This is a genomic window from Trichormus sp. NMC-1 (assembly GCF_001858025.1).
In the GTDB taxonomy this organism is placed as follows: domain Bacteria; phylum Cyanobacteriota; class Cyanobacteriia; order Cyanobacteriales; family Nostocaceae; genus Anabaena.
In genome coordinates, this window is sequence record NZ_LZQD01000001.1 from 527,993 (window position 1) to 549,436 (window position 21,444).

22 protein-coding genes, 1 tRNA gene and 2 pseudogenes are annotated in these 21,444 nt (G+C 38.3%); 11 read left to right on the forward strand and 14 right to left on the reverse strand.

All coding sequences use genetic code 11. The features are described from left to right. Positions 1-54: 54 nt before the first annotated feature. Positions 55-732, reverse strand: coding sequence for a Coq4 family protein (locus A9Y75_RS02310; protein ID WP_071187844.1), 678 nt, complete (start codon positions 730-732; stop codon positions 55-57). 331 nt (positions 733-1,063) lie between these two features. On the opposite strand from A9Y75_RS02310, the gene A9Y75_RS02315 reads away from it, so the two are divergent. Continuing rightward, positions 1,064-1,513: an AAA family ATPase gene (locus A9Y75_RS02315; protein WP_071187846.1), complete on the forward strand. Its 450-nt coding sequence runs from the start codon at positions 1,064-1,066 to the stop codon at positions 1,511-1,513. On the opposite strand, the pseudogene A9Y75_RS02320 reads toward A9Y75_RS02315, so the two are convergent. Continuing rightward, positions 1,477-1,767 (reverse strand): annotated as a pseudogene (locus A9Y75_RS02320) (FAD-dependent oxidoreductase); the annotation flags it as partial. The gene A9Y75_RS02315 and the pseudogene A9Y75_RS02320 overlap by 37 nt on opposite strands. Here A9Y75_RS02320 and A9Y75_RS02325 point away from each other — a divergent pair. Both A9Y75_RS02325 and A9Y75_RS02330 read left to right on the forward strand, forming a co-directional pair. After that, a complete protein-coding gene (locus tag A9Y75_RS02325; protein WP_071187849.1) occupies positions 1,765-2,007 on the forward strand; it encodes a hypothetical protein in 243 nt (80 codons plus the stop codon). The pseudogene A9Y75_RS02320 and the gene A9Y75_RS02325 overlap by 3 nt on opposite strands. A 2-nt stretch (positions 2,008-2,009) precedes the next feature. Beyond that, on the forward strand, positions 2,010-2,468 hold the full coding sequence (locus tag A9Y75_RS02330) for a hypothetical protein (RefSeq protein WP_071187851.1): 459 nt from the start codon (positions 2,010-2,012) through the stop codon (positions 2,466-2,468). A 59-nt stretch (positions 2,469-2,527) separates the two neighbouring features. On the opposite strand, the gene thiO is transcribed toward A9Y75_RS02330, so the two are convergent. The 3 genes from thiO to A9Y75_RS02345 all read right to left on the reverse strand — a co-directional run bounded on the left by thiO (position 2,528) and on the right by A9Y75_RS02345 (position 5,578). Further along, positions 2,528-4,501 carry a glycine oxidase ThiO gene (thiO, locus tag A9Y75_RS30325; RefSeq protein WP_071187853.1) on the reverse strand — a complete coding sequence of 658 codons (1,974 nt, stop codon included), beginning with the start codon at positions 4,499-4,501 and terminating at the stop codon, positions 2,528-2,530. Positions 4,502-4,785: 284 nt separating this feature from the next. Continuing rightward, a complete protein-coding gene (locus A9Y75_RS02340; RefSeq protein ID WP_071187855.1) occupies positions 4,786-5,223 on the reverse strand; it encodes a hypothetical protein in 438 nt (145 codons plus the stop codon). 16 nt (positions 5,224-5,239) lie between these two features. Beyond that, entirely contained in the window at positions 5,240-5,578 is a 339-nt protein-coding gene (locus A9Y75_RS02345) for a 2Fe-2S iron-sulfur cluster-binding protein (protein ID WP_071187856.1), read from the reverse strand. A 74-nt stretch (positions 5,579-5,652) separates the two neighbouring features. On the opposite strand from A9Y75_RS02345, the gene cimA reads away from it, so the two are divergent. Continuing rightward, positions 5,653-7,287 (forward strand): citramalate synthase, encoded by a 1,635-nt coding sequence (gene cimA / locus A9Y75_RS02350; protein ID WP_071187858.1) that lies wholly within the window; start codon positions 5,653-5,655, stop codon positions 7,285-7,287. Between the two features lie 253 nt (positions 7,288-7,540). Here the strand turns inward: cimA and A9Y75_RS02355 are convergent, their stop codons facing one another. From A9Y75_RS02355 to A9Y75_RS02365, 3 genes are all read right to left on the reverse strand, one after another. Beyond that, on the reverse strand, positions 7,541-7,780 hold the full coding sequence (locus A9Y75_RS02355) for a hypothetical protein (RefSeq protein ID WP_071187860.1): 240 nt from the start codon (positions 7,778-7,780) through the stop codon (positions 7,541-7,543). Positions 7,781-7,960: 180 nt separating this feature from the next. Then, a complete protein-coding gene (locus A9Y75_RS02360) occupies positions 7,961-8,515 on the reverse strand; it encodes a phosphate-starvation-inducible PsiE family protein (protein WP_071188792.1) in 555 nt (184 codons plus the stop codon). A 107-nt stretch (positions 8,516-8,622) separates the two neighbouring features. After that, positions 8,623-9,558, reverse strand: a complete 936-nt coding sequence (locus A9Y75_RS02365; protein ID WP_236721306.1) for a tetratricopeptide repeat protein — start codon at positions 9,556-9,558, stop codon at positions 8,623-8,625. Positions 9,559-9,891: 333 nt separating this feature from the next. On the opposite strand from A9Y75_RS02365, the pseudogene A9Y75_RS02370 reads away from it, so the two are divergent. Both A9Y75_RS02370 and A9Y75_RS26005 read left to right on the forward strand, forming a co-directional pair. Next, positions 9,892-10,281 (forward strand): annotated as a pseudogene (locus A9Y75_RS02370) (GTP-binding protein); the annotation flags it as partial. Positions 10,282-10,324: 43 nt separating this feature from the next. Continuing rightward, complete coding sequence (locus A9Y75_RS26005) at positions 10,325-10,453, forward strand: hypothetical protein (RefSeq protein ID WP_236721307.1); 129 nt, start codon at positions 10,325-10,327, stop codon at positions 10,451-10,453. 132 nt (positions 10,454-10,585) lie between these two features. On the opposite strand, the gene A9Y75_RS02375 is transcribed toward A9Y75_RS26005, so the two are convergent. The 3 genes from A9Y75_RS02375 to A9Y75_RS02385 are packed head-to-tail and all read right to left on the reverse strand — an operon-like array spanning position 10,586 to position 12,223. Beyond that, positions 10,586-11,053 carry a restriction endonuclease gene (locus A9Y75_RS02375; protein WP_071187864.1) on the reverse strand — a complete coding sequence of 156 codons (468 nt, stop codon included), beginning with the start codon at positions 11,051-11,053 and terminating at the stop codon, positions 10,586-10,588. Positions 11,054-11,055: 2 nt separating this feature from the next. Then, a complete protein-coding gene (locus A9Y75_RS02380; RefSeq protein ID WP_071187865.1) occupies positions 11,056-11,553 on the reverse strand; it encodes a hypothetical protein in 498 nt (165 codons plus the stop codon). Between the two features lie 16 nt (positions 11,554-11,569). Beyond that, positions 11,570-12,223, reverse strand: a complete 654-nt coding sequence (locus tag A9Y75_RS02385; RefSeq protein WP_071187867.1) for a ParA family protein — start codon at positions 12,221-12,223, stop codon at positions 11,570-11,572. 157 nt (positions 12,224-12,380) lie between these two features. Here A9Y75_RS02385 and A9Y75_RS02390 point away from each other — a divergent pair, with 157 nt between their 5' ends. Further along, a complete protein-coding gene (locus A9Y75_RS02390; protein ID WP_071187869.1) occupies positions 12,381-13,277 on the forward strand; it encodes a prohibitin family protein in 897 nt (298 codons plus the stop codon). A 365-nt stretch (positions 13,278-13,642) separates the two neighbouring features. Here A9Y75_RS02390 and A9Y75_RS02395 read toward each other — a convergent pair. Together A9Y75_RS02395 and alr are read right to left on the reverse strand one after the other, a co-directional pair. After that, positions 13,643-13,724 (reverse strand) — tRNA-Leu (locus A9Y75_RS02395). Positions 13,725-13,823: 99 nt separating this feature from the next. Next, positions 13,824-15,011 (reverse strand): alanine racemase, encoded by a 1,188-nt coding sequence (gene alr, locus A9Y75_RS02400; protein WP_071187871.1) that lies wholly within the window; start codon positions 15,009-15,011, stop codon positions 13,824-13,826. Positions 15,012-15,921: 910 nt separating this feature from the next. Here alr and A9Y75_RS02405 point away from each other — a divergent pair. From A9Y75_RS02405 to A9Y75_RS02415, 3 genes are all read left to right on the forward strand, one after another. Then, the gene (locus tag A9Y75_RS02405; RefSeq protein ID WP_071187873.1) at positions 15,922-16,419 is read left to right on the forward strand and encodes an HNH endonuclease; all 498 of its coding nucleotides are present in this window, start codon (positions 15,922-15,924) and stop codon (positions 16,417-16,419) included. 1,054 nt (positions 16,420-17,473) lie between these two features. Further along, the gene (locus tag A9Y75_RS02410; protein ID WP_071187875.1) at positions 17,474-18,754 is read left to right on the forward strand and encodes a bifunctional oligoribonuclease/PAP phosphatase NrnA; all 1,281 of its coding nucleotides are present in this window, start codon (positions 17,474-17,476) and stop codon (positions 18,752-18,754) included. Between the two features lie 127 nt (positions 18,755-18,881). After that, positions 18,882-19,661 (forward strand): ATP-binding cassette domain-containing protein, encoded by a 780-nt coding sequence (locus A9Y75_RS02415; protein ID WP_071187878.1) that lies wholly within the window; start codon positions 18,882-18,884, stop codon positions 19,659-19,661. Positions 19,662-19,711: 50 nt separating this feature from the next. Here the strand turns inward: A9Y75_RS02415 and A9Y75_RS02420 are convergent, their stop codons facing one another. Next, positions 19,712-20,482 carry a response regulator transcription factor gene (locus A9Y75_RS02420; RefSeq protein ID WP_071187879.1) on the reverse strand — a complete coding sequence of 257 codons (771 nt, stop codon included), beginning with the start codon at positions 20,480-20,482 and terminating at the stop codon, positions 19,712-19,714. Positions 20,483-21,112: 630 nt separating this feature from the next. Here A9Y75_RS02420 and A9Y75_RS02425 point away from each other — a divergent pair. Beyond that, on the forward strand, positions 21,113-21,367 hold the full coding sequence (locus tag A9Y75_RS02425; protein ID WP_071187881.1) for a DUF6761 family protein: 255 nt from the start codon (positions 21,113-21,115) through the stop codon (positions 21,365-21,367). Positions 21,368-21,444 lie beyond the last annotated feature (77 nt).

The window sequence follows — 21,444 nt, forward strand, 5'->3', positions numbered from 1 at the left end:
TTCCCTATTCCCTACCTCAACGAGTAATTTCAGTAATCAAACTGGATTACTATATCAGTTTTCCGGAATAGGATTCATTCCTAATTGAGCGCGAATTGTCATAACTGGAATATCCCAAAACTGATCCCATTTTTGGGCGATGAATTTGCCGCGAGTATGAGAACCTAGATAGTAGCCGCGAGATATTTCTGACATTAAAGGTTGGAGTTTAGCAGGTTGGTAGAGACTAATTAAAACCATACCAAAACTGACAAGCATGATGCTGATAGGAATAGGAGTTTGTGCTAATACAAAAGCTTGTAAACCCAGTTCACCTAATACATCAGTCTCAAATCCTGCGACTACATGATAAATATCATGAGTAGTTCTCCAGAGCATTTTGAGATAAGAAATATCATCAACCACAGGAACTTTTTTATAGAAGTTAGGATCGAATCCCCTAGCTTTCATTTCCGTAGCATAAACATTTCCTAAAGTTCCTTCAGGAAGTTGACTTAATTCATCTAAATTTATTGGTGCTGGTAGCCAGCGTTCTGTAAATAAGGCGTTAATTTCGGAATTTTTCTTAAGTTCATCTACAGCTAATTGTGCTATTTCTGTTTGATCAAGTGCATCTTCAAAATTAAAAATTGGATCAGTTCCATCATATTGGGTTTTCAATGCTCTTGATGCGAGAAATTGAATGTAGGCTAATAGTCCTTTATCGTTATTGTAGGTAATTACATTATCCATGATTATTCTCCGTTGTGAGAAATAGCATCTTCAGGAAAATGAAAATATGCTTCTCCAATTATTGAAGATATGAGAAGTTTGTTTCATGTATCAAAGGGAAGATATTAATTATATGTAAAACCACCAAGGCAAAAAACTGTCCTATCTTTTATAAGCTAAGTGGCATTTAATTAGCATTCTTCCTGTTAATGCAATTACATTATTTATTAATACCTGTATAATTTTAATTACTTAAATCATTTTAATCACAGAAATATCTACATACAATAAATAATATGTTACACTGTTTATAGTGATTTATTGTTTAAATCTCAATCAAAACATCATAATTATGCAAAGAATCTCTATAGAAAACTTTGGACCCGTTAAAAAATTCGAGGCTGATGTTACAGATATAATGCTATTAATTGGTCCCCAAGCAAGTGGTAAAAGCACAATTAGTAAGTCTATTTTTATATTTAAATCTTTAAAAGATGAAATTCTTAATTATATTTATGTGTATGTGAATGTGAATGCTCTAGAAAATTTCTCTTTATCATTAAATAACACAATAAATGATATGGGAAGAAAATTCTTCACATATTTTGGAATTGAAGCAGACCGTAAAGGATTTACTCTAAAATATCAATACTCAAACGAAAAATATATAACCATTTCTGGTTCTAGTATATACAATCAAAAAATCAAAATTAGTTCAACACTTGAACAAGAATTAAATCTGCTAGGTACAGAAATTTTAAATTACAGTTCATTTGCCCAAGCACCAGCGGCTAAAAGATAATGTGCGGCGCGAATTAAACCAGTATTTGTTTGTACACCGATAACTTGTCCTTGCTGTTGTGCGATCGCTTCTACTTTAATCCCATCTTTAAGTTCTACACCCAAAGACTGAGCCGCAGTAAGTAAAACTTGGGCTAAGGCGCGATTGTCAACTTGACCATCTTCAGGATACCACCAGCCACCAATGACATCTGCTCCTAATCCGGGTTGATATAGTCCAATTGCTGATTTGTCTAACCAAAAAGCAGGAGATTGATCATTGGTTCTCATCAAGTTGGTAAAGATAAAGTTGGTAATGAAAGAGAAGCAGTAGAAAGTATTGTTAATAGTAAAAGTTGGATTGATCCAGATCGGATTTCAGCTTATTTTATATCTGAAAATGGCTGTGAATCAATTATTGATGAAGAACTGAAATTAATTAAAGCTGAAAAAATAGATAGCGCATCCAGTATAATTAACAACAAGTTTAATGATTTGTTTAATTTAGATGACTGAGTATGTGTAACGATTTTTTTAGAACAAGTGAATGTAAGGAATTTTGTGATATAAGAAAAAACTTAGTTGTCAAAGATTCTGGAAATAAACAAGAGTATAGAATCACCAATGAAAATGCTAAAGAGATTTGTAAGATCAGGATAGATAGATGTTTAATTAAAGAAGGTGAAAGATGTGACTACTTAATTTTATCCTGTGAAGATAAACTTGCCTTTTTTGTGGAATTAAAAGGACATGATTTAAAAAAAGCAATTACACAAATAGATTCATCTCTAACTAAAGTAATTCATAAAATACAAGATTTTAAAATTTATGCACGTATTGTATTAAATAGAAACCCCACTCCTGATATCAATAGTTCTGTAGAAATTAAACTTAAGAAACGGCTTAAAAAAGTGAATGGTGATAATAGTCTTGAGTTAATTAAATATAAAAGTAAGGTGTTAGAAGAAAGTTTTTAAATAACAAACAATTAGATCCCCGACTTCTTTAAGAAGTCGGGGATCTTTAACTAATTCAACTAAGCAGTAATTGTTCCTGTCACAGGTGAACTAGCACTAGCGTAGTCTTTCCTTGGCATTCTTCCTGCTAAATAAGCCATGCGACCGGCGACAGTTGCTAAATTCATTGCATAAGCCATTGCTGGTGCATTTTGAGCCAGTGCGATCGCACTATTAATTAATAACGCATCTGCTCCCAATTCCATTGCCTCAGAGGCTTCGGAAGGCGCACCAATGCCCGCATCTACTACCACAGGTATATTGGCATTTTCAATAATGATCTGAATATTGGCAGTAGTTTTCAACCCTTGTCCTGAACCGATAGGTGCAGCTAAAGGCATTACCGTTGCACAGCCTACCTCTTCTAAGCGCTTGGCTAACATGGGATCAGCATTAATATAAGGCAATACCGCAAAACCTTCTTTTACCAACTGTTCAGCAGCTTGCAAAGTGCCAATGGGATCTGGTAATAAATATTTAGCATCAGGAATCACTTCTAACTTGACAAAGTTATTATCTTCCTGTCCTAATAATTTCGCCATTTCTCGTCCCAAACGGGCAACGCGAATTGCATCTTCTGCGGTTTGACAACCAGCGGTATTTGGCAACATCCAAATTTTATTCCAATCCAGAGCTTCCGCCAAACCTTCATGTCCCGCTGCTTTAGTTTGGACTCGTCGCACTGCTACAGTGACAATTTGGCAACCACTAGCGGCGACACTGCGCTGCATTTCCTCAATACTGCGATACTTACCAGTTCCCGTCATCAAGCGAGATTTAAAAGTTTTGCCAGCAATAATTAATCCTGAATCTTCAATGTGAAATTCTGATGATGGTAAAGATAAATTGGTAGATAAATTGGTGCGGTTGCCGTTAGTAAAATTAGCAGAATTAGTAAGCATGGATGTAGTGGTAGATGTCTGAGCTTGGAAGCGCGAATAATGAAAATTAGTCAAGAGAGGATCAGCTTTTTGTGACCAAATCAAATCAGCAATGATTGTGGCTGTGACAGGTGCGAGTAAAATTCCGTTGCGGTAATGACCAGTAGCCAAAGTTAAATTGGGACAATGGCTATTGCCCAAGATAGGTAATTCATCGGGTGTAGCTGGACGAAATCCCCACCAAAGTTCTTGAATCGGATAATTCTCTAATTGGGGATAAAGGCGAATTGCGGCTTGGAGTAAGCTTTGAATCCCACCTGGGGTGTTATGGGGAGTAAAGCCCACATCTTCACCGGTTGCACCCAGAATAATAGAACGATTCCGCCGGGGGACAATGTAAATATTTTCACCAAATAAAACCCGTGTTAAGGGTAATTCCGGCAAGAATTCTGGTACTTGCAAACTGAGCATTTGTCCTTTGCGGGGACGTATGGGTAAGGGTAACAGTTCATTTGCCCAAGCACCAGCGGCTAAAAGATAATGTGCGGCGCGAATTAAACCAGTATTTGTTTGTACACCGATAACTTGTCCTTGCTGTTGTGCGATCGCTTCTACTTTAATCCCATCTTTAAGTTCTACACCCAAAGACTGAGCCGCAGTAAGTAAAACTTGGGCTAAGGCGCGATTGTCAACTTGACCATCTTCAGGATACCACCAGCCACCAATGACATCTGCTCCTAATCCGGGTTGATATAGTCCAATTGCTGATTTGTCTAACCAAAAAGCAGGAGATTGATCATTGGTTCTCGTTTCTGGTTGTTGATAAACTGGTGCCAGGATGCCACAAGGCCAATAACCTGTGCTTAAACCAGTCAGTTTTTCGAGTTTAGCAGTCCATTCAGGATATAAGGCACGCGATCGCCAACATAAAGAAAGCATTGCCTCATTGGCGATATTTTCCGCATCAGATGCTAACATCCCGGCAGCAGCGTGGCTGGCAGCAGCAGAGAAATCACGACAAAGCACGGTAACATTCGCCCCGCGCAATTTGAGTTCAATGGCGCAAGCCAAGCCGATTACGCCACCACCAATAATTAAAACGTCACTAGTCATTAGTCATTAGTCATGAGTATATAACTAATAACTTATCAGGGGTCAACAAAGGGCTGGTGATTAGGGAAGAGGTGATTGGGTATTGGATTTTGGATTTTGGATGGTATTTAACTAACTCCAATCTAAAATCTAAAACCTAAAACTCATCTCCCCATCTTTGCCTCCCTAGTACACAACGGCGTAAATAAACCAACCATTAAAAATTACTAAAAAGCTTGTATCATCTGCTTTTTGAATTTTTAATTGTTAATTTTTAATTCCGAGAAAGCGGTACTAGTCACCAGCTACCACAAAGCCCGAATAGGTTGTTTGTCTTGATTTGTGTCACTTGAACCACTGTCTGTTGAGACTGATTGAGTATCAGTGGTGGATGTATCTGTATTGCTTGAAGGTGTATTTTCAGTGGTGGGTGTTGACTCAGTAGAAGTATTATTTTGAGCTACACTGGTGCGGCGGGTTTCACTATCAAGATCGTTACTAGTTGTGGTTTCAGCATCATTTCTAGTAGCGGTTTCAGAATCATTCTTACTAGCAGTTTCAGGATCATTCCTGGTGGCAGTGCTATTAACATTAATATTAGCTGGGAGGACGCTAGAGGCTCTGCGACCAGGGGGAACATTAGCACTTTGTTGCCCGCCCATGGGAAAGTTAATACCTAGCAACGTACCCAGCAAAATCGCCACGCCTCCTGCCATCAAAATCAGGGGTGTCCATCTACCCATCTTGTTTGTCTCCTTTTTAACTTTCTGGTGTCCAAACTAATTGAGAACCTTGACCCCAAAATCCATCAAATTTTGTGACTTTTACATCGCCTAAAACCTGAGTTTGACAAGCTAAACGCAAATCAGTTGTGGGAGAATGGGGAGGAAGCGAACGCCGTGTTTGATCACGCCAATTCGCTACGGATACTTCGCCTTCTACCTTAACCGCACAAGTACCACAACTGCCAAGTCCTCGACAGTTTATGACCTGAGAACCGCCGTTGTAGAGGTCAACACCATTGTCTAACAGAACCTTGCGTAAATTGGCTTGGCTAACACACTCAATGGTTTTACCTTGAGCTATTACCTTGGGCATCTTTAGATTACCAAACTCGCTTTTTGTTGTATATTGGCACATCGCTTCAAAGTTGTCTCTTATGTCTGAGTTTTATGACCACAAATCCCTCTCTTCAACTTTGGCTCTATGACACTACTCTACGAGATGGCACTCAACGGGAAGGACTATCAGTCTCCATAGAAGATAAATTACGCATTGCTCACAAACTTGATCAATTAGGGATTCCCTTTATTGAAGGTGGTTGGCCAGGAGCAAATCCCAAAGATGTACAATTTTTCTGGCAACTCCAGGAAAATCCGCTCAAACAAGCAGAAGTTGTGCCTTTCTGCTCCACTCGTCGCCCTCACACTAAAGCCGCAGATGAACCTATGCTGCAAGCGATTCTGGCTGCGGGTACTCGCTGGGTGACAATTTTTGGCAAATCTTGGGATTTACACGTTACAGCCGGACTCAAGACGAGTTTAGAAGAGAATTTAGCCATGATCCGCGACACAATTGAGTATCTACGCTCTCAAGGACGACGTGTGATCTATGATGCTGAACATTGGTTTGATGGCTACAAGCAAAATCCTGATTATGCTTTACAAACATTAACAGCAGCAATGACATCTGGTGCTGAATGGTTGGTTTTGTGTGATACCAATGGCGGAACTTTACCTCATGAAGTTTCTCAGATTGTGGAATCAGTCATTAGTCATTTGTCATTAGTTATTTGTCAAAAACCAACCCCTAGTCCCCAAATTGGCATTCATACTCATAACGATTCAGAAATGGCTGTAGCTAATGCCTTAGCCGCAGTTATGGCTGGAGCAACGATGGTACAAGGTACAATCAATGGTTATGGGGAACGCTGCGGTAATGCTAATTTGTGTTCTCTGATTCCTAATTTACAGCTAAAGCTTGGTTATAGCTGTATCGGTGAACACCAGCTAAATCAACTTACAGAAGCTAGTCGTTTTGTCAGCGAAGTTGTCAATCTTGCACCTGATGAACACGCACCTTTTGTTGGACTTTCGGCTTTTGCTCATAAAGGTGGTATTCATGTCTCGGCTGTAGAACGTAATCCTTTAACCTATGAACATATTCAGCCGGAACTTGTAGGAAACCAACGTCGCATTGTTATTTCTGAACAGTCTGGTTTAAGCAATGTATTAGCTAAAGCTCGAACTTGTGGAATTGAATTAGATAAGGATCATCCTCAAGCTAGACAAATTCTCCAACGCATGAAGGAATTGGAAAGTCAAGGATATCAATTTGAAGCCGCAGAAGCTAGTTTTATTCTCTTGATGTATGAGGCTTTGGATCGTCGTGAACAGTTTTTTGAGGTGAAAGGTTTTCAAGTACACTGTGATTTAGTGGAGGTGAAAGAAACTACTAATTCTTTAGCCACGGTGAAAGTAGCTGTTAATGGTAAAAATATTCTCGAAGTTGCGGAAGGAAATGGACCAGTTGCAGCTTTAGATGCTGCTTTGCGTAAAGCTTTAGTGAACTTTTATCCCCAAATAGCAGACTTTGAGTTGACTGATTATAAAGTCAGAATTCTCAATGGACATACAGGAACAGCTGCAAAAACCCGCGCTTTAGTAGAATCGGGTAATGGTCAACAACGCTGGACTACTGTAGGGGTTTCTACAAATATTTTGGAAGCTTCCTATCAAGCTGTAGTTGAAGGTTTGGAATATGGTTTATTGTTACATTTCCAAGCAGAAAAGGCGTTGAAGGTTTAGGAGTTTAGATATTTTTATGAGTTGCAAGATGTTGATTAGGTAGTGCTGAGTTTCTTCTTTTATTTACCCCTTTCCGGTGGTGGAGAGGGGTATTGTTTTTTAACGCAGAGGAACGCGGAGGTAAGCGCAGAGGTTCGCGGAGGAGGTGCGAACTGTTGATAAAGTTTTGATTTTCTAATTTATCTAACAGTTCATTTCCAAAAATATCAATGGTGCGTTACCAACAGCATAACGCACCCTACGGATTTACACTTTACATTCTTCCGTGTTGCATAACTTGTTGCAGATGATGGCGAAGTTCTTGTGCTTGCTCAATTTCTGATTGACGCAATTTTTGGAACAATTCTACACAAGGCTGAGAATTAACTTCTTGTGCATCTTGAATGTAACGTTCGTAAGCTTGCACTGCTTCGGCTTTGTTGTGCAGCACGGTGATGAAGTCGTATTCTAAATTACTAATGGGTTGTTGAGATTGCCCGTTACCAGTAGTCATAAATTTACCCTTTTTAAAGTTTCTAATTAATTTATACTCACTCTCAAATAGTCATTCATCTACCTAAAAGCTGAAGGAAAAGTATTAAGGCTGCTGACGCAGCCTCAAGCATTTGGAATTCCAGCTTGCTACTTTTATGGATCGATTTATCTAGCCAGAGAATGATGTATTTTGGCTTATTTATGCAAGAGGTTGGTTTTCGTCACAGGTACGTGAATATCGAAATTCTAGTTCATTTTCCTGTTCTCTACGTCCTTGATGCACAATTGGGCAAAACTTTGTATTAGCACTCATGCAATCCATGTGAGGTGTTTTGGCACAGACTAATAATAGTCCACCGAGAATAAATAATAAGCCACAAATGGCCGCTGTTTGTATTCCCGAAATTTCTAGCACACCATGAACTACTACTTCTCTCAGCACGGAAACAACAGTTACTTCCACTGCTACACCAACAGCAATACTATGCTCTTGTAAGTAAACCATGAGTAGTCGAAATAACTCAACTAGAATCAACACAAATAACATTTTAGCTGTCACTTGTTTGTAGTCTAGTGAATGGGTGAGAGCCGTAAATATTCCCCACAATTGTACTAACATGACTGCAAACAAGGCGAAACAAAGAAAAATGACAATTAAGTCTTGGAAAGCCTCCATGTTGCGAACGATTGCATGACGATCTAACCAACGGTCAAAAAATAAAAATCGACTCTTGAAGCGCTTCTGCGTATGCATTTTCATTCCTATTGGGATTTCGGACTACACCAGCCAGTTAACCCCATTATCTTAATGTTACGTAATATTAAAGGTTCGCACCTCAGCGTAGTTTGTTATTTAAATTGTTATTTATTGTTAGTTAAATTTTGTGTTCGTATTAACAATTTTTCAGTGTTTATTTGCCATTGGGAATTATTCTGAGTTTTATATAAAGCTTGAGCATATTTTAATACTTTTACTGCTTCTGAATATTGCTTTAATTGTATAAACACTAACCCTGCACCATAATAAGCATCAGCATAGTTAGAATTGGCATCGGCTGATTTTCTAAATGCTGCTAATGCTTCGTTAAATTTGCCCTGATTAAACCAAATTGAACCAAGATTATAATGAGCTTCTGCATATTTAGTATTTATAGTAATTGCTTTAATAAAAGCTTCCTTTGCCAGTTCAATTTTGCCTATTTGCAAATAAGACATCCCTAAATGATAGGCTGGTTCTGGGGAATTCTGACTATATATTATTGCTTGTTTAAAAGATGCGATCGCACTATTCCAATCTTTTTGGATTTCTCGTACCAATCCTAAGTTATAATAAGCAAAGCCCAATTGCGGATCTAGTTGTAACGCCCGTTGTAAATAATCAACCGCTAACTGTAAATTATTCCCTTCTAATAATGCACCTCCTAAATTAGCAAAAGCTGGAGCAAATTGAGGATCGGTTTGTGTCGCTTGATAGAATGCGTCTGCAGCGGGTTGTAGTTGTCCAGTTTGTCGCAGTGCTAAACCTAAATTATAATGCGCTGCGGCTAAAGTCGGATCTAATTGTTTTGCTTGACGAAAAGCGGTAATTGCATCTTGGAGTTTTCCCTCCTGAATAGACTGTAAGCCTTTATTTAACCAGTCTAAGGCAATTTGGCGGGAAGTTTGCGCCAGTAGGGGAAGATGGGTAGAAATGGAAATTACTGGTTGAATATTTACACCTAGTACTAGTAAACTTACAAGCCCAAAAATAGGATATTTTTGAGATAAAAACTTAATTATTATTCTAAATAATAACACTTTTCGTACACCTCTAGTATAAATAAGGTTTATCTGCGTTTATCTGCGGTTAATTACTTTTTTTAGACTTTGGGAAACAATCTAGTTAAATGTCCTAGATCAAAAATTGTCTCCCGAACAAATTATTTTACAAAAATTTTAGATTCAGGATAAAACTTAGCATTACTTAACTTTCCTTAAGCTCAATCTTACAACAAGCAACAATTTTTATATCTTTAGATCAAAAGGAGGATAATAAAAAATTAAAGCAGGAATAATTCTCCTGACCAAATAAATGAATTACTCCTGAAAAACACAGAATGCGGTTGAGGGAATCACTGCAAAGGAGAATTTATGAACAAAAAAGTAAAATCCGGTTCGCGGAATGTGGCAATTGTTGGCCATTATTTAAGCGGAAAAAGCACTTTACTAGAAAGTTTGTTATTTGTCACCGGAGCGATTTCTCGCAAAGGTAACGTTAAAGATGGTAACACAGTTGGCGATAGCGCTAACGAAGCACGAGCTCGACGCATGAGTGTTGAGGTATCCGTAGCTAATACCGAATATGAAAATACCAGCTTCACTTTTATAGACTGTCCTGGTTCTATAGAATTTGCCCAAGAAACATATAATGCTTTAATGGGAGTCGATGCGGCAATTGTTCTTTGTGAACCGATACGCGACAGAGTTCTTACCCTAGCGCCATTATTTAAATTCCTTGATGATTGGGAAATTCCCCATATGGCACGGTTGGGATAATATTTCTGCATATTTACCCCAAGCGGAAATGCAGAATTTTATTGTAGAATTGCGATCGCTTACTCTTGGTGTAGGTTCTTTCCATTGGGAACAAGATCATCTCCAAGAAGTACCGGAAAAGCTGGCTGAACGCATTCTAATTAGTAATAGTAAATAATTGTAATCTCGTTCCCAGTCTCTGACTGGGAATGCTATCTGGAAGGTTCTACCTTCCGTTTTTTTATTTTTTATTTCGCGCAAAGGCACAAAGGAGCAAAAACGCAAAGGAAGGAGATAAGTTGAAATAATACTATTTATATTTAGCCCATTCACCATTACTCAAATTCCTCAATGAAGGTAAATCTTGAGTAGCTTTTATAAATATCTCCGTTTCTCCAAACACATCCTCAAGGCTTAATAAATGAATCTTTACCTGCTTATTAATTAGCTTACTTTGAATAGCTTTATTTAAACGAGAACGAAATCCGTCTGTATAACCAACACCAGATAACATTATGCCAATATTAGCTTCATGAGTTATCATATTACCAATCATATCTGCTGTATAAGAAGCATCTAAGATATTTTGGGATAATTTAGATTGAAAATAAATCATATCATTATTTAGTTTGGCATAACCATCTATTCCTCCATCACTTCCAGGTTTTCCTGGTGTTAATCCCAGATAAGCAGCAAAACGTCTACCTAAATCTTGTTTTGCTGCTTCGTTAGAATAAATAATGCCGGTTACTAACGCATCAATTTCTAAGAAATCCATTTTTATTTTTCCTGATTAACAGTTTTAAATTCTCCAACTAATTGTTTATAAAGTAAATTGATACCAACAAACAAACATTCATTGATTCTATCTTTCATATCCAATTGTTCTATTTTGTTTGATGTTTCAGGTGAGAACCTAATTTTACCTGAAAATCTGTCACGGTCTTTTTTAGACATATTCTCTATTGGACTAACCTCTTTTAACTCAGCCTGATACTTTTCTGATTCTTCATCAATTATCTTTTGAATACTTTCTTTATGTTCAGAGAAAAGAAAATGTACGTAACTAATTGCTGATTCTAGAAATAGTTCTTTTCCTAATCTTAGGATTGAAGTTAGTTTCCGTATCTTTTCTAATTCTGAGTTAGTATATCTTAATTCTATATCTGGATTTTGAGTTTCTTGTTTTTCTTCCTCTACTTTTTTTATGCCATTTTCAATAGCATTATCAACTAAAAAATCTTTAATTTGAGTAGTTACTTTATCTTCTCTAGACATAATTAATCTCCCAAGATTATCCATCTAATAAATCAACAAAGTAATCGTATAAATGTTCTAAACCTTCATAGTCCCAAATATATTTCCTGTCTTGATAAATAGCATTTTGCATTTCCTCTTGACAATCATACATTTGATCCGCAACTCTGTATCTTTGAGGTTTCAAATCATCTTCTAATCTGTCAACGATATCATATATAGATGATTGTGATATTCCTAAAGGTACAATAATTACCTGTGGATCATAGCCTACTTTTGTTTCCAATTGAGTAATAACTTTTAGAGTTCTGGGAAGATTACGCAATGCTTTGATTCTTTGAGATTTATTAATTGGTACTAAAATCAAATCCGGGTCATTACTCACTATTGTTTGTACAGTATTTTTTAGAGGACTGTTAATATCTAAAACAATATGATCATATTGACCTTTTAGTAGCTCTTTCGGGATTGCCTCACGCCTTTCATTATACATTACTGTACTATTTTCGTATCTTTCCCAATCTTTTGATTTTTCTGGATTGCGATCAATGTAAAACTGCCAAAAATCTGCCTGATCATCACAATCAACTAGAAGTGTACTATATTGTCTATTAAGAAGAACACCAGCAATATGGACAGCAAGGGTAGTTTTGCCTACACCACCGTCATTATGAGTACAGAGAATAATCAATGGAAATAGCCTCCTGAAAATCTTAAATAGGTATTAAGGTATCCAAATAGAATTTGCAGCAATAACATAATATAACGATTCATGACCAAACCTTAAACCCAATATTATACTTGTATGTTAAGTATATACAACATCTTCACAACACAGGAAAATCATCATGGGCTTTATATTTTCCCTTCTCACAAGTCTCATAGCAAGTCTCATATATCTCCAAACAGGCAAAATCACCAGTGCAAAAACTCAACTTGCAGTACGTGGAATTACCATATTAATTGGTAGTATTACCCTACTAGCTTCAATTTCTAGATTATTAGTGATTGTTCCACCAGGAAATGTGGGTATTATCAACTTATTTGGTAAAGTTGCCGACAATACCCTTGATTCAGGTGTTCACTTAGTTAACCCTTTTGCCAAAGTCCTGAATTTTTCCACTCGTCTTCAAGATATCAAGGAAAACATAGACACAACATCTCAAGAAGGTTTGAGTTTAAATCTTGATGTTAGTCTTCAATATAAACTTGACCCCCAAAAAGCAGCGACAGTATATAAAACAATTGGAACTGATGAAAAACAATTGATTATTTCCAGATTTCGTTCCACAGTCCGCGCTATTACAGCAAACTACCCAGCTAGTGCAATTTACTCCACAAAACGCCAAGAAATAGTTCAAAAAATTGATCAACAACTCACCCAGGAAATACCAAAGTTAGGTTTTATTGTTGACCAAGCACTTTTGAGAAATGTGAAAATGCCGGATACTCTGCAAACAGCAATTCAGCAAAAACTCAAAGCTGAACAAGAAAATGAGCAAATGAAATTCGTATTAGAAAAAGAACGTCAAGAAGCAGAAAGAAAGACCATAGAAGCTAAAGGTATAGCTGATTCTCAAAAAATTATCTCTGGTGGACTGAATAATCAATTATTGCAATTACGCGCAATTGAAGCTACAGAAAAACTCGCTCAATCTAATAATTCTAAAATTGTAGTTATCGGTTCTGAAAAGGGAGGAATGCCTATTTTAATTCAGCCAGATACAGGAAGCACAAAACCCTAGAATGTTCTCTATTTTTGGTTTCCTAAAATCAACTAAACTTAAAACTAGAATTTTATATCATGTCCGCCTAATCACTTATCAAAAAAAAATCTCCGCGTCCCCGCGTCTCCCTGTCTCCGCGTCAGTCCTAATGATAAGTCTTTAACCGAACACGATATTACATATCCCCTATACCGTATTTGTAGGTGGAGTGGAACGAAGCAATCCCCAAAACCTGCATAATTATTTTGTGTTGAGTTTGCCAACCTTAACTCAACTTTGTATCTTGGAAAATGTTTTAATTCAACATGATAAATGCAGAACAGCAGCCTACGATGATTATAGCTTGGCAATTAAGCTAGTTGCTACAATTATTTATTTGTAAATGCGGATGAAAGGACTTGAACCTTCACTCCTTTCGGAACTAGAACCTAAATCTAGCGCGTCTGCCAATTTCGCCACATCCGCATCAGTACTTTATAATAGCATAGCAAATTATAGATGGCAATAGGTAATTGGTGACAGTTATCAGTAAACAGCAAAGAGACTGATAACTGATAACTAATTCTACATGACCGCTATACGGGGTAAACGATGCTTGAAGCCGCAGAGAATTTCCCAAGCAATGGTGTTTAATTGATTTGCCCAATCATCTGCGGATATTTGTTCTTTTCCTTGTTCTCCCAGCAGGGTGACTATTTCTCCTTCTTGCAGATCAGGTATAGAACTTACATCTAACATGATTTGATCCATTGTAATTGTACCAATTTGTGATATGCGCTGACCACGAATTAATACCTGCATTTGATTGGAAAGACTGCGGGGAACACCATCAGCATAACCAATCCCGACAATGGCAAGACGCATTTCTCTGGGTGCGATAAACTGATGTCCATAGCTAACACCAGTTCCCGCAGCAATTGTTTTAACTTGAGTAACTCGCGCTTTGAGTTGTAAAACCGGTTGAAGTTTGATTTTGTTTTTTAAATGGGGTGCGGGGTAGAGTCCGTAAATGGCTAAACCTGCACGCACCATGTCATAGTGTAATTTTGGATCTGCTAAGGTAGCGGCTGAGTTGGCTAAATGCAAGCTGGGGATTTTGATACCTCTGGCTTTGATTTGTGCAATCGCTTCCTCAAATCTGCGATGCTGCTCTTCCATGATTGTAGAATCAGGACTATCTGCTGTTGCTAGATGAGAATAAATGCTGGCAATATCAAGATGAGGTAATCCCTGTACTAATTGCACAAAATCAGCGGCTTCTTGCCAATTTGTACCTAACCGCGACATTCCCGTATCTAATTTGATATGTACAGGTATGGGAGAATTATAGTTTATGGCTTCAAGAGTGTTAGAAAATATTAAAGCTTGTTTAGGGCTGCATATTGTCGGTTGGAGTTTCCAGTGAGCGATCGCTTTAATCTGTTCTTTTGTATTAATTGCCCCTAAAATTAAAATTGGGGATTTTATCCCACCTTCCCGTAACTGGATACCTTCAGGAACTGTCGCTACTCCCAACCAACTTGCACCCGCTTCTAATGCAGTTTTAGCAACTGTTACCGCCCCATGTCCATAGGCATCGGCTTTCACCACCGCCATTAACTGAGTAGGTGGTGATAAAAACCTTAGCAACTGCTTAACATTATATGACAATGCCCCTAAATCAATTTCTACCCAAGCACGCTGAGAAAACCAAGCGTAAGTATCACGCTCTTGACTATCAGCAAAACTAGGGGTTTGTTTGCGACTCAACATCGTACTTCACTCCTCTGTCACCACTGCAAAGCTTGCAAATTATCTGATGATTCTGATTTTGGTCTCTCAAAGCCATATCAATTTAATCAGCAAAGTTTACCGCTTATCCGGTAATTCATACAAGATGGTGGTGAGGTTGAGTTATGAGTTTCCTTCATTAGTAGGGGTAAACCACAATGCTAAACCCTTAGTTCATCACTATAAAATTTATTACTATTACAAAAAAAGGGAATAGGGAATAGGGAATAGGGAATAGATAAGAAACTTTAGTTCTGAGTTTAAAGCTCAGTCAAAAAAAGATGTTTTTTGAAGGAGAGTGGCACGAAAAAAAACAGTGCGGAGCGGCTACGGCTCCGCCTCCGGTCATTATTTCAATCTCATGTTTAAAAACATGAGTTTTTTCTGTTAAGAGTTGCCCGTTAAGAGTTCCCTCTGAAATGCTTAATTGTGAATAATAATTATTAGAAGATAGTTCTTCCTTATCAATTCCATGATAACAAATCGCAAATTAAATGTCAACCCTCAAAAGCTCCTTTATTGCGCTGTTACAGAAAAAGGGGCTTCCAAATAAAAAATACCCCATTGTTTTTAGGGTAGGGGGAAGACAAGTTATTTTGATGTTTATCAAAATTTTAAGTTTCGATTCTTGTTTTTGGCTTGAATTGCACCCTTGACCTTAATTAAGTATTTATACGTAATGCTGCGATTATATTTGAAAAAGTTGATAAAAAGTTTTGCAAACACGACAAAATAGCCGTTACTAAGCAACAAAAATGCAAACAACAGCATCCCCGACTGCTTGAAAAAGTGAGGAATTTAAGTAAATTTCCAAAGTATAAATTATTCTCATCTCTCCAGGAAGGTATATCTGTGTTAAGATATCAAAAACTAATACCTTGAGCTAACATCAATGGGGAAGGTTTTAGTCCTAAACGCCTCTTACGAACCTCTCAACATCACGAGTTGGCGACGTGCCATAGTTTTGTTGATTAAAGGCAAAGCAGAACACGTAGAACATAACGGCAAATTCATCTATTCAGATTTTCCATTGCCAACCGTCATTAGGTTGCGGCATTACGTGCGTGTTCCCTACAAAGAAATTCCTCTCACTCGCCGGAATATATTGCATCGTGACAGTCATACTTGTCAATACTGTGGCTACACAGGTGATGAATTGACCTTAGATCATGTGATGCCGCGCTCGCGTGGAGGAGGAGACACATGGGAGAATATTGTTACTGCCTGTGTACGCTGCAACGTCAAAAAAGGTTGTCGTACACCTCAAGAAGCCCGTATGCCTTTGCGTCATCCACCTCGTCAGCCTCATAGCAGCCTGTATTTTGAGGTGACAAAACATCTGAAGAGTGGACTTCACCAAGAGTGGCAAAAATATGTAATAGGACTTTGACATTAAACATAATCAATCAGACATCAGGAGGATTAAGTCTTCATCTGTAGGTGTTACTATTTGACTTTGGTCAATAGGCTACACCACTATCAGAGGACTTGGCTTGGCTTTTGTGGATCTAGAGCTTGGGGGCGACATTCCTAAAAGCTGGAATATTCTAATTCCCAAAATTCTGGACAGTTAGCAAACAGATTTAAGATTATACCTTATTTTCTTAAGGTATAGATCATTGATGCTCAAATTCATAAAAATTGGCAAACAGTTAGGCTTAAAGGCAGATTTTCCTTCAGAATAGTTGTTAACTGTTCATCAAACATAATAAAAATATATTAGAGCAGCAAGTGTGAAATTTAAAACCCGTGTGAAATTCAGAATTTTTGATTATACCCTAATTCAGAATAAATATTCAAGGCATTTATTAGCTTTTAATAAAAATCTGCTTATTTATTCAATACAAAGACAATGACAAAGATGATGAAATCAAATCCAGTGGGAGCAGTTAGATGTGATTGAGCCAAGTTTATATAGACAGTCTAGGCGGATGTAATCAACCCTTGATAGAATACTAGTTCATCTCGGCGGAAATAAAGCTACCATATCCCTACGAGGAAGCAAGCTACAAAATAGACCGAAAGCCTATGTCGTCAGCTGTTTGAATTTTGAATTCACGGTGGTACTAGTACACAACGGCGTAAATCAACCAACCATTAAAAATTACTAAAAAGCTTGTATCATCTGCTTTTTTAATTTTTAATTGTTAATTTTTAATTCCGAGAAAGCGGTACTAGTGCAGCACAGCAGAAATGACACCATGATTCAAAATCTCTGAAAAGCTTGTTAAATCTGTCTTTTGAATTGTGTATCCTCAATCCTATCGTGAGGCTATTTTGAATTCTGTCAAGCAATACTTATAACCAAAAATAGACCACCATACGCAGTGCCAATAATCCGGTTTTTTGCCAAGATCATAGATGTGTGGCAAAACCAGTGATGCACCGATGGAAATATCTCTGAAGGCATAATACGAGCCATCACGCTTCAACCAAAATTCCTTATGTACTTGAATTCTTCACTTACTCAATTTGAGAATTTGTCATTAGAACCGAACCCGGAGGAAGTTGACATAGATAAAGAATCAATTGAACTTCCACTACTGACGCGACCGTCCTTACCACCGTCACCGAATGGTGATGGAAGTATTTATTTAGCACAACGTGGTAATTCCCTGGCTGGTCAGAAATCAGAAGAGTTGCAAAAAACCCTTCTTGGACATCGGCATGAGCGTCAGTTAGTAATTTTACAGGATTTTCCAGATCCTGACGCGCTTTCTTGTGCTTGGGCTTATCAGTTAATCGCGCAGCAATACGATATCAAGTGTGAAATTATTTATGCTGGGACTTTAAGTCACCAAGAGAACATAGCTTTAGTTAAGCTGACAAACTTACCGGCTCAACGCTGGACAATGCAAAACCTGAAAACTAAAGATTTATCATCTTATCAAGGATTTGTATTGATTGATAACCAGGGAACTACGTCGCAACTATTACCAGCAGTACAACAGGCTGGAATTCCTCTAGTTGTCCTGGTTGATCATCATAGTTTGCAGGGGGAACTCAAAGCCGAGTTTTTCGATATCCGTCCTTACGCGCGAGCAACTGCAACTATTTTTACTCAGTATTTACAAGCGGGGATACTGAAATTAGATAGCAGCATTAGCCAACACGTTAAATGTGCAACTGCTTTGATGCATGGCTTGCGTTCGGATACGAATCGGTTAATGCAAGCCCAAGAAGAAGACTTTATGGCAGCTGCGTATTTGAGCCGATTTTATGACGCTCAGTTGCTCAATGCCATTTTACAGGCGAATCGTTCCAAGCGGGTGATGGATGTGATCGAGCGATCGCTTAAAAACCGCATTGTCCAAAATAACTTTTCCATAGCCGGCGTTGGTTATTTACGCTACGACGACAGAGACGCGATTCCCCAAGCGGCTGATTTTCTGGTGACAGAAGAAAACGTCCATACAGCTGTAGTGTACGGGATAGTTCATGATGAAGATGACGAACTAGAAGTAGTCATAGGTTCCCTGAGAACCACAAAACTTACCTTAGACCCTGATGAATTTATCAAAGAAGCCTTTGGACAAGATAGTGCGGGGCGGTTTTTTGGTGGTGGACGCACTGGTGCTGGTGGCTTTGAAATTCCAATGGGTTTCTTATCTGGGGGAAATGAAAATTCTACTTATGCCAAAATGAAATGGGAAGTTTTTGATTCACAAATTAAGCAAAAGCTGCTGAGGTTAGTGAATCCTAGAGATAACCCAATTCAATCTTAGAATATGCCTGGCGCTCAATTACAAGTTTGAGCGCTTATACTACTTATTAAAGAGCGAGTCGAGAGGCCATTGAAACTAATTTATTTGTTTAATTTCCTTAATTTTTTCCAAACGTCCTTTTACAAACTTGGATAATTTGACTGCAAAAACCGTACTTAGGCTAGAGCAAGTTAATCTGTTTACAAAGCTGAAAAGTCAGGTTCAGAGCAATTTGCCAGGATATCCCATTTTACAGAATATTTCCTTTGAGGTGTTTTCAGGCGATCGCATTACCATTGTCGGTACTGCTGGTGCTGGTAAAACTTCATTATTCCGTCTCATTAACCGCTTAAATGAACCCAGTAGCGGTAAAATTTATTTAGAAAATCAAGAATATCGCCAAATTCCGATTATTCAGCTACGTCAAGAAGTGACGCTGTTACAGCAAGAAATTAAGCTGTTGGGGATGACAGTTAGGGAAGCCTTGGCTTATCCTTTAGTTTTGCGTGGCTTGTCTAAGCTGGAAATTCAGGAAAGAATCAGTTATTGGCAAGAACAACTGCAAATTCCTGATGAATGGTTAGGACGAACCGAAGTACAACTTTCAGCCGGACAAAGACAGTTAGTTGCGATCGCTCGTACCTTGGTCATCCAACCCAAAATCTTGCTTTTAGACGAACCTACGAGCGCCTTAGACCCTGGTAAGGCTTCCCGTATTATCAACATCATCACCCAACTAACTCAACCCCCGACAACAGCGATTTTGATGGTAAACCACCAATTTGACCTAGCCCAAGAATTTAGCACCCGGTTATTACATCTCCAGCAAGGTCAATTATTGGTAAACCAACCAACCGCTGAGATAGACTGGGAGGACTTAAAAGCCAGCTTAATAGAAGCTGAAATTCAAGCATCTGAGGAGTGGTAATTGGTCATTTTCTCCGCGTCTCCGTTTCCCCGTGTCACCCCATCACCCATTTAAGAGATTTGAGTAGCAAGGGTAGAACGTGGATTACTGAATCTCTCTTTAGCTAACTTTGTTTGTGATTGCGGAACATTAGCATTCAAAGTTTCTATGTTAAATCGGTATCCCACATTGCGGATAGTTTGGATTAAGCTGGGTTGACGCGGATCAAGTTCCACCTTTTTCCGCAGTGATAAAACGTGAGTATCAATGGTACGGGGATTATCAATAGCGTCAGGCCAAGCACGACGCAGTAATTCCGATCTACTCAAAGGTACTCCCCCAGCTTGCGCCAAAACATACAGCAAACTAAATTCTTGGGGTGTTAAATCGATAAACTCCCCTTGAAAACGGACACGGCGCTGAACCAAATCGATTTGCAAAGTGCCATAATCCAAGTAAGCTGGTGCAGTTGGTGTGCGGTTGCGACGAATCAGTGCCTCTACCCTAGCCAAAAACTCTTGCATTCCAAAAGGTTTGCTCAAGTAATCATCTGCTCCTGCTTTTAAGCCTGCAACAATATCAGCTTCATTATTACGGGCAGATAGCATTAAAATTAGAGGCTGTTGCTGACGATTTAACCAACGACAAAACTCGATCCCATCACCATCTGGCAAATCCGCATCTAGAATGACTAGCGTCGGTTGATGACTTAGGAACACTTCCCTTGCTTGATAAATACTGGCGGCTTGATGTACTCGGTATTCCAGTTGTTGCAAGTGCCAACCAAGCAACGACCTCAGATGGGGATTCCCCTCAACGATTTCAATACAAACCGAACCCACAGTGGCAAGACCCCTTAGCGTCGATGACTTTCAAATTAACAATCTCAAGCTCAAGGTTTTGTAGCCTTTGTTACTTCAACTGATAGAATCTTTATATTTACTCCTATAAAACCTTGCAATAAATTTAATTTTCCCTTTGCCTACCGCATTCTTTAGGGAATTTGAAATAAAAAATATCCTATCGTTGTTAGGGCAGGGAGAGGAAAAATCGTTTTGATTCTGTGAAGTTGGATAATTTGTGTTTTGGATTTCCCCTAGTAAGTTTCTTAATTTTGGTCAGAGTCTTGGGAAAAGTTTTTACTAATTGGTGGAAAAGCGATCTTGAAAACAAGCGCGCTAAACCTGAAATGCCTATCAACCTCGGCTGCATATTTCATTTTGTAGTCATTATAAGCTGTAACTACAAAGTATAAAATAAAGCTGTTAACAGGTAAAATCCTAAAAATAGCTTACCAAATAATTATATTTTAGCTTTTTTAGAATAGTATGTAATTAGATTTTTAGCTGCTGGGGGGTCTCACCCAACGTCAAAATATTAACTTTAGGTTAATACTTAAGGAGGAAGTCATACTTCACTTTTGAGTGTATATCGTTTACAATTCTCATTCCCAAGAGATAAACACAGCAGTTATGCTCCAAGACACACAAACCATCCGTTATTACCAAAGACTTACTGACGCCTTCGTCGAGCTATGGAATCGCGGTTATCGTATGGATGATATGCGGATGTATTTGGATGGATATCTAGCCGCGCTGAGACAAGGTAACACTATTGATCCTTATCTAATTCACCGCCTAGAAGAAGAAGCTAGCCGCTACTTGTACGATGCATCAAACTTTGCCATGACACAACCAGAGCCAGAAAGACAACACGGCTACTACTAAACACCAACGGTGTTACAAGTAGCAACTTGTAGATTACCGCAGATTATTTTAGCACAATTCCTGCGTTGGTCAACGGG

Bases quoted from the DNA above. Each gene is read 5' to 3' on its own strand.
- A9Y75_RS02310 (WP_071187844.1), bottom strand. From the start codon at position 732: ATGGATAATGTAATTACCTACAATAACGATAAAGGACTATTAGCCTAC.
- A9Y75_RS02315 (WP_071187846.1), top strand. From the start codon at position 1,064: ATGCAAAGAATCTCTATAGAAAACTTTGGACCCGTTAAAAAATTCGAG.
- A9Y75_RS02330 (WP_071187851.1), top strand. From the start codon at position 2,010: ATGTGTAACGATTTTTTTAGAACAAGTGAATGTAAGGAATTTTGTGAT.
- thiO (WP_071187853.1), bottom strand. From the start codon at position 4,501: ATGACTAGTGACGTTTTAATTATTGGTGGTGGCGTAATCGGCTTGGCT.
- A9Y75_RS02340 (WP_071187855.1), bottom strand. From the start codon at position 5,223: ATGGGTAGATGGACACCCCTGATTTTGATGGCAGGAGGCGTGGCGATT.
- A9Y75_RS02345 (WP_071187856.1), bottom strand. From the start codon at position 5,578: ATGCCCAAGGTAATAGCTCAAGGTAAAACCATTGAGTGTGTTAGCCAA.
- cimA (WP_071187858.1), top strand. From the start codon at position 5,653: ATGACCACAAATCCCTCTCTTCAACTTTGGCTCTATGACACTACTCTA.
- A9Y75_RS02355 (WP_071187860.1), bottom strand. From the start codon at position 7,780: ATGACTACTGGTAACGGGCAATCTCAACAACCCATTAGTAATTTAGAA.
- A9Y75_RS02360 (WP_071188792.1), bottom strand. From the start codon at position 8,515: ATGCATACGCAGAAGCGCTTCAAGAGTCGATTTTTATTTTTTGACCGT.
- A9Y75_RS26005 (WP_236721307.1), top strand. From the start codon at position 10,325: ATGCAGAATTTTATTGTAGAATTGCGATCGCTTACTCTTGGTGTAGGT.
- A9Y75_RS02375 (WP_071187864.1), bottom strand. From the start codon at position 11,053: ATGGATTTCTTAGAAATTGATGCGTTAGTAACCGGCATTATTTATTCT.
- A9Y75_RS02380 (WP_071187865.1), bottom strand. From the start codon at position 11,553: ATGTCTAGAGAAGATAAAGTAACTACTCAAATTAAAGATTTTTTAGTT.
- A9Y75_RS02390 (WP_071187869.1), top strand. From the start codon at position 12,381: ATGGGCTTTATATTTTCCCTTCTCACAAGTCTCATAGCAAGTCTCATA.
- alr (WP_071187871.1), bottom strand. From the start codon at position 15,011: ATGTTGAGTCGCAAACAAACCCCTAGTTTTGCTGATAGTCAAGAGCGT.
- A9Y75_RS02405 (WP_071187873.1), top strand. From the start codon at position 15,922: ATGGGGAAGGTTTTAGTCCTAAACGCCTCTTACGAACCTCTCAACATC.
- A9Y75_RS02410 (WP_071187875.1), top strand. From the start codon at position 17,474: ATGTACTTGAATTCTTCACTTACTCAATTTGAGAATTTGTCATTAGAA.
- A9Y75_RS02425 (WP_071187881.1), top strand. From the start codon at position 21,113: ATGCTCCAAGACACACAAACCATCCGTTATTACCAAAGACTTACTGAC.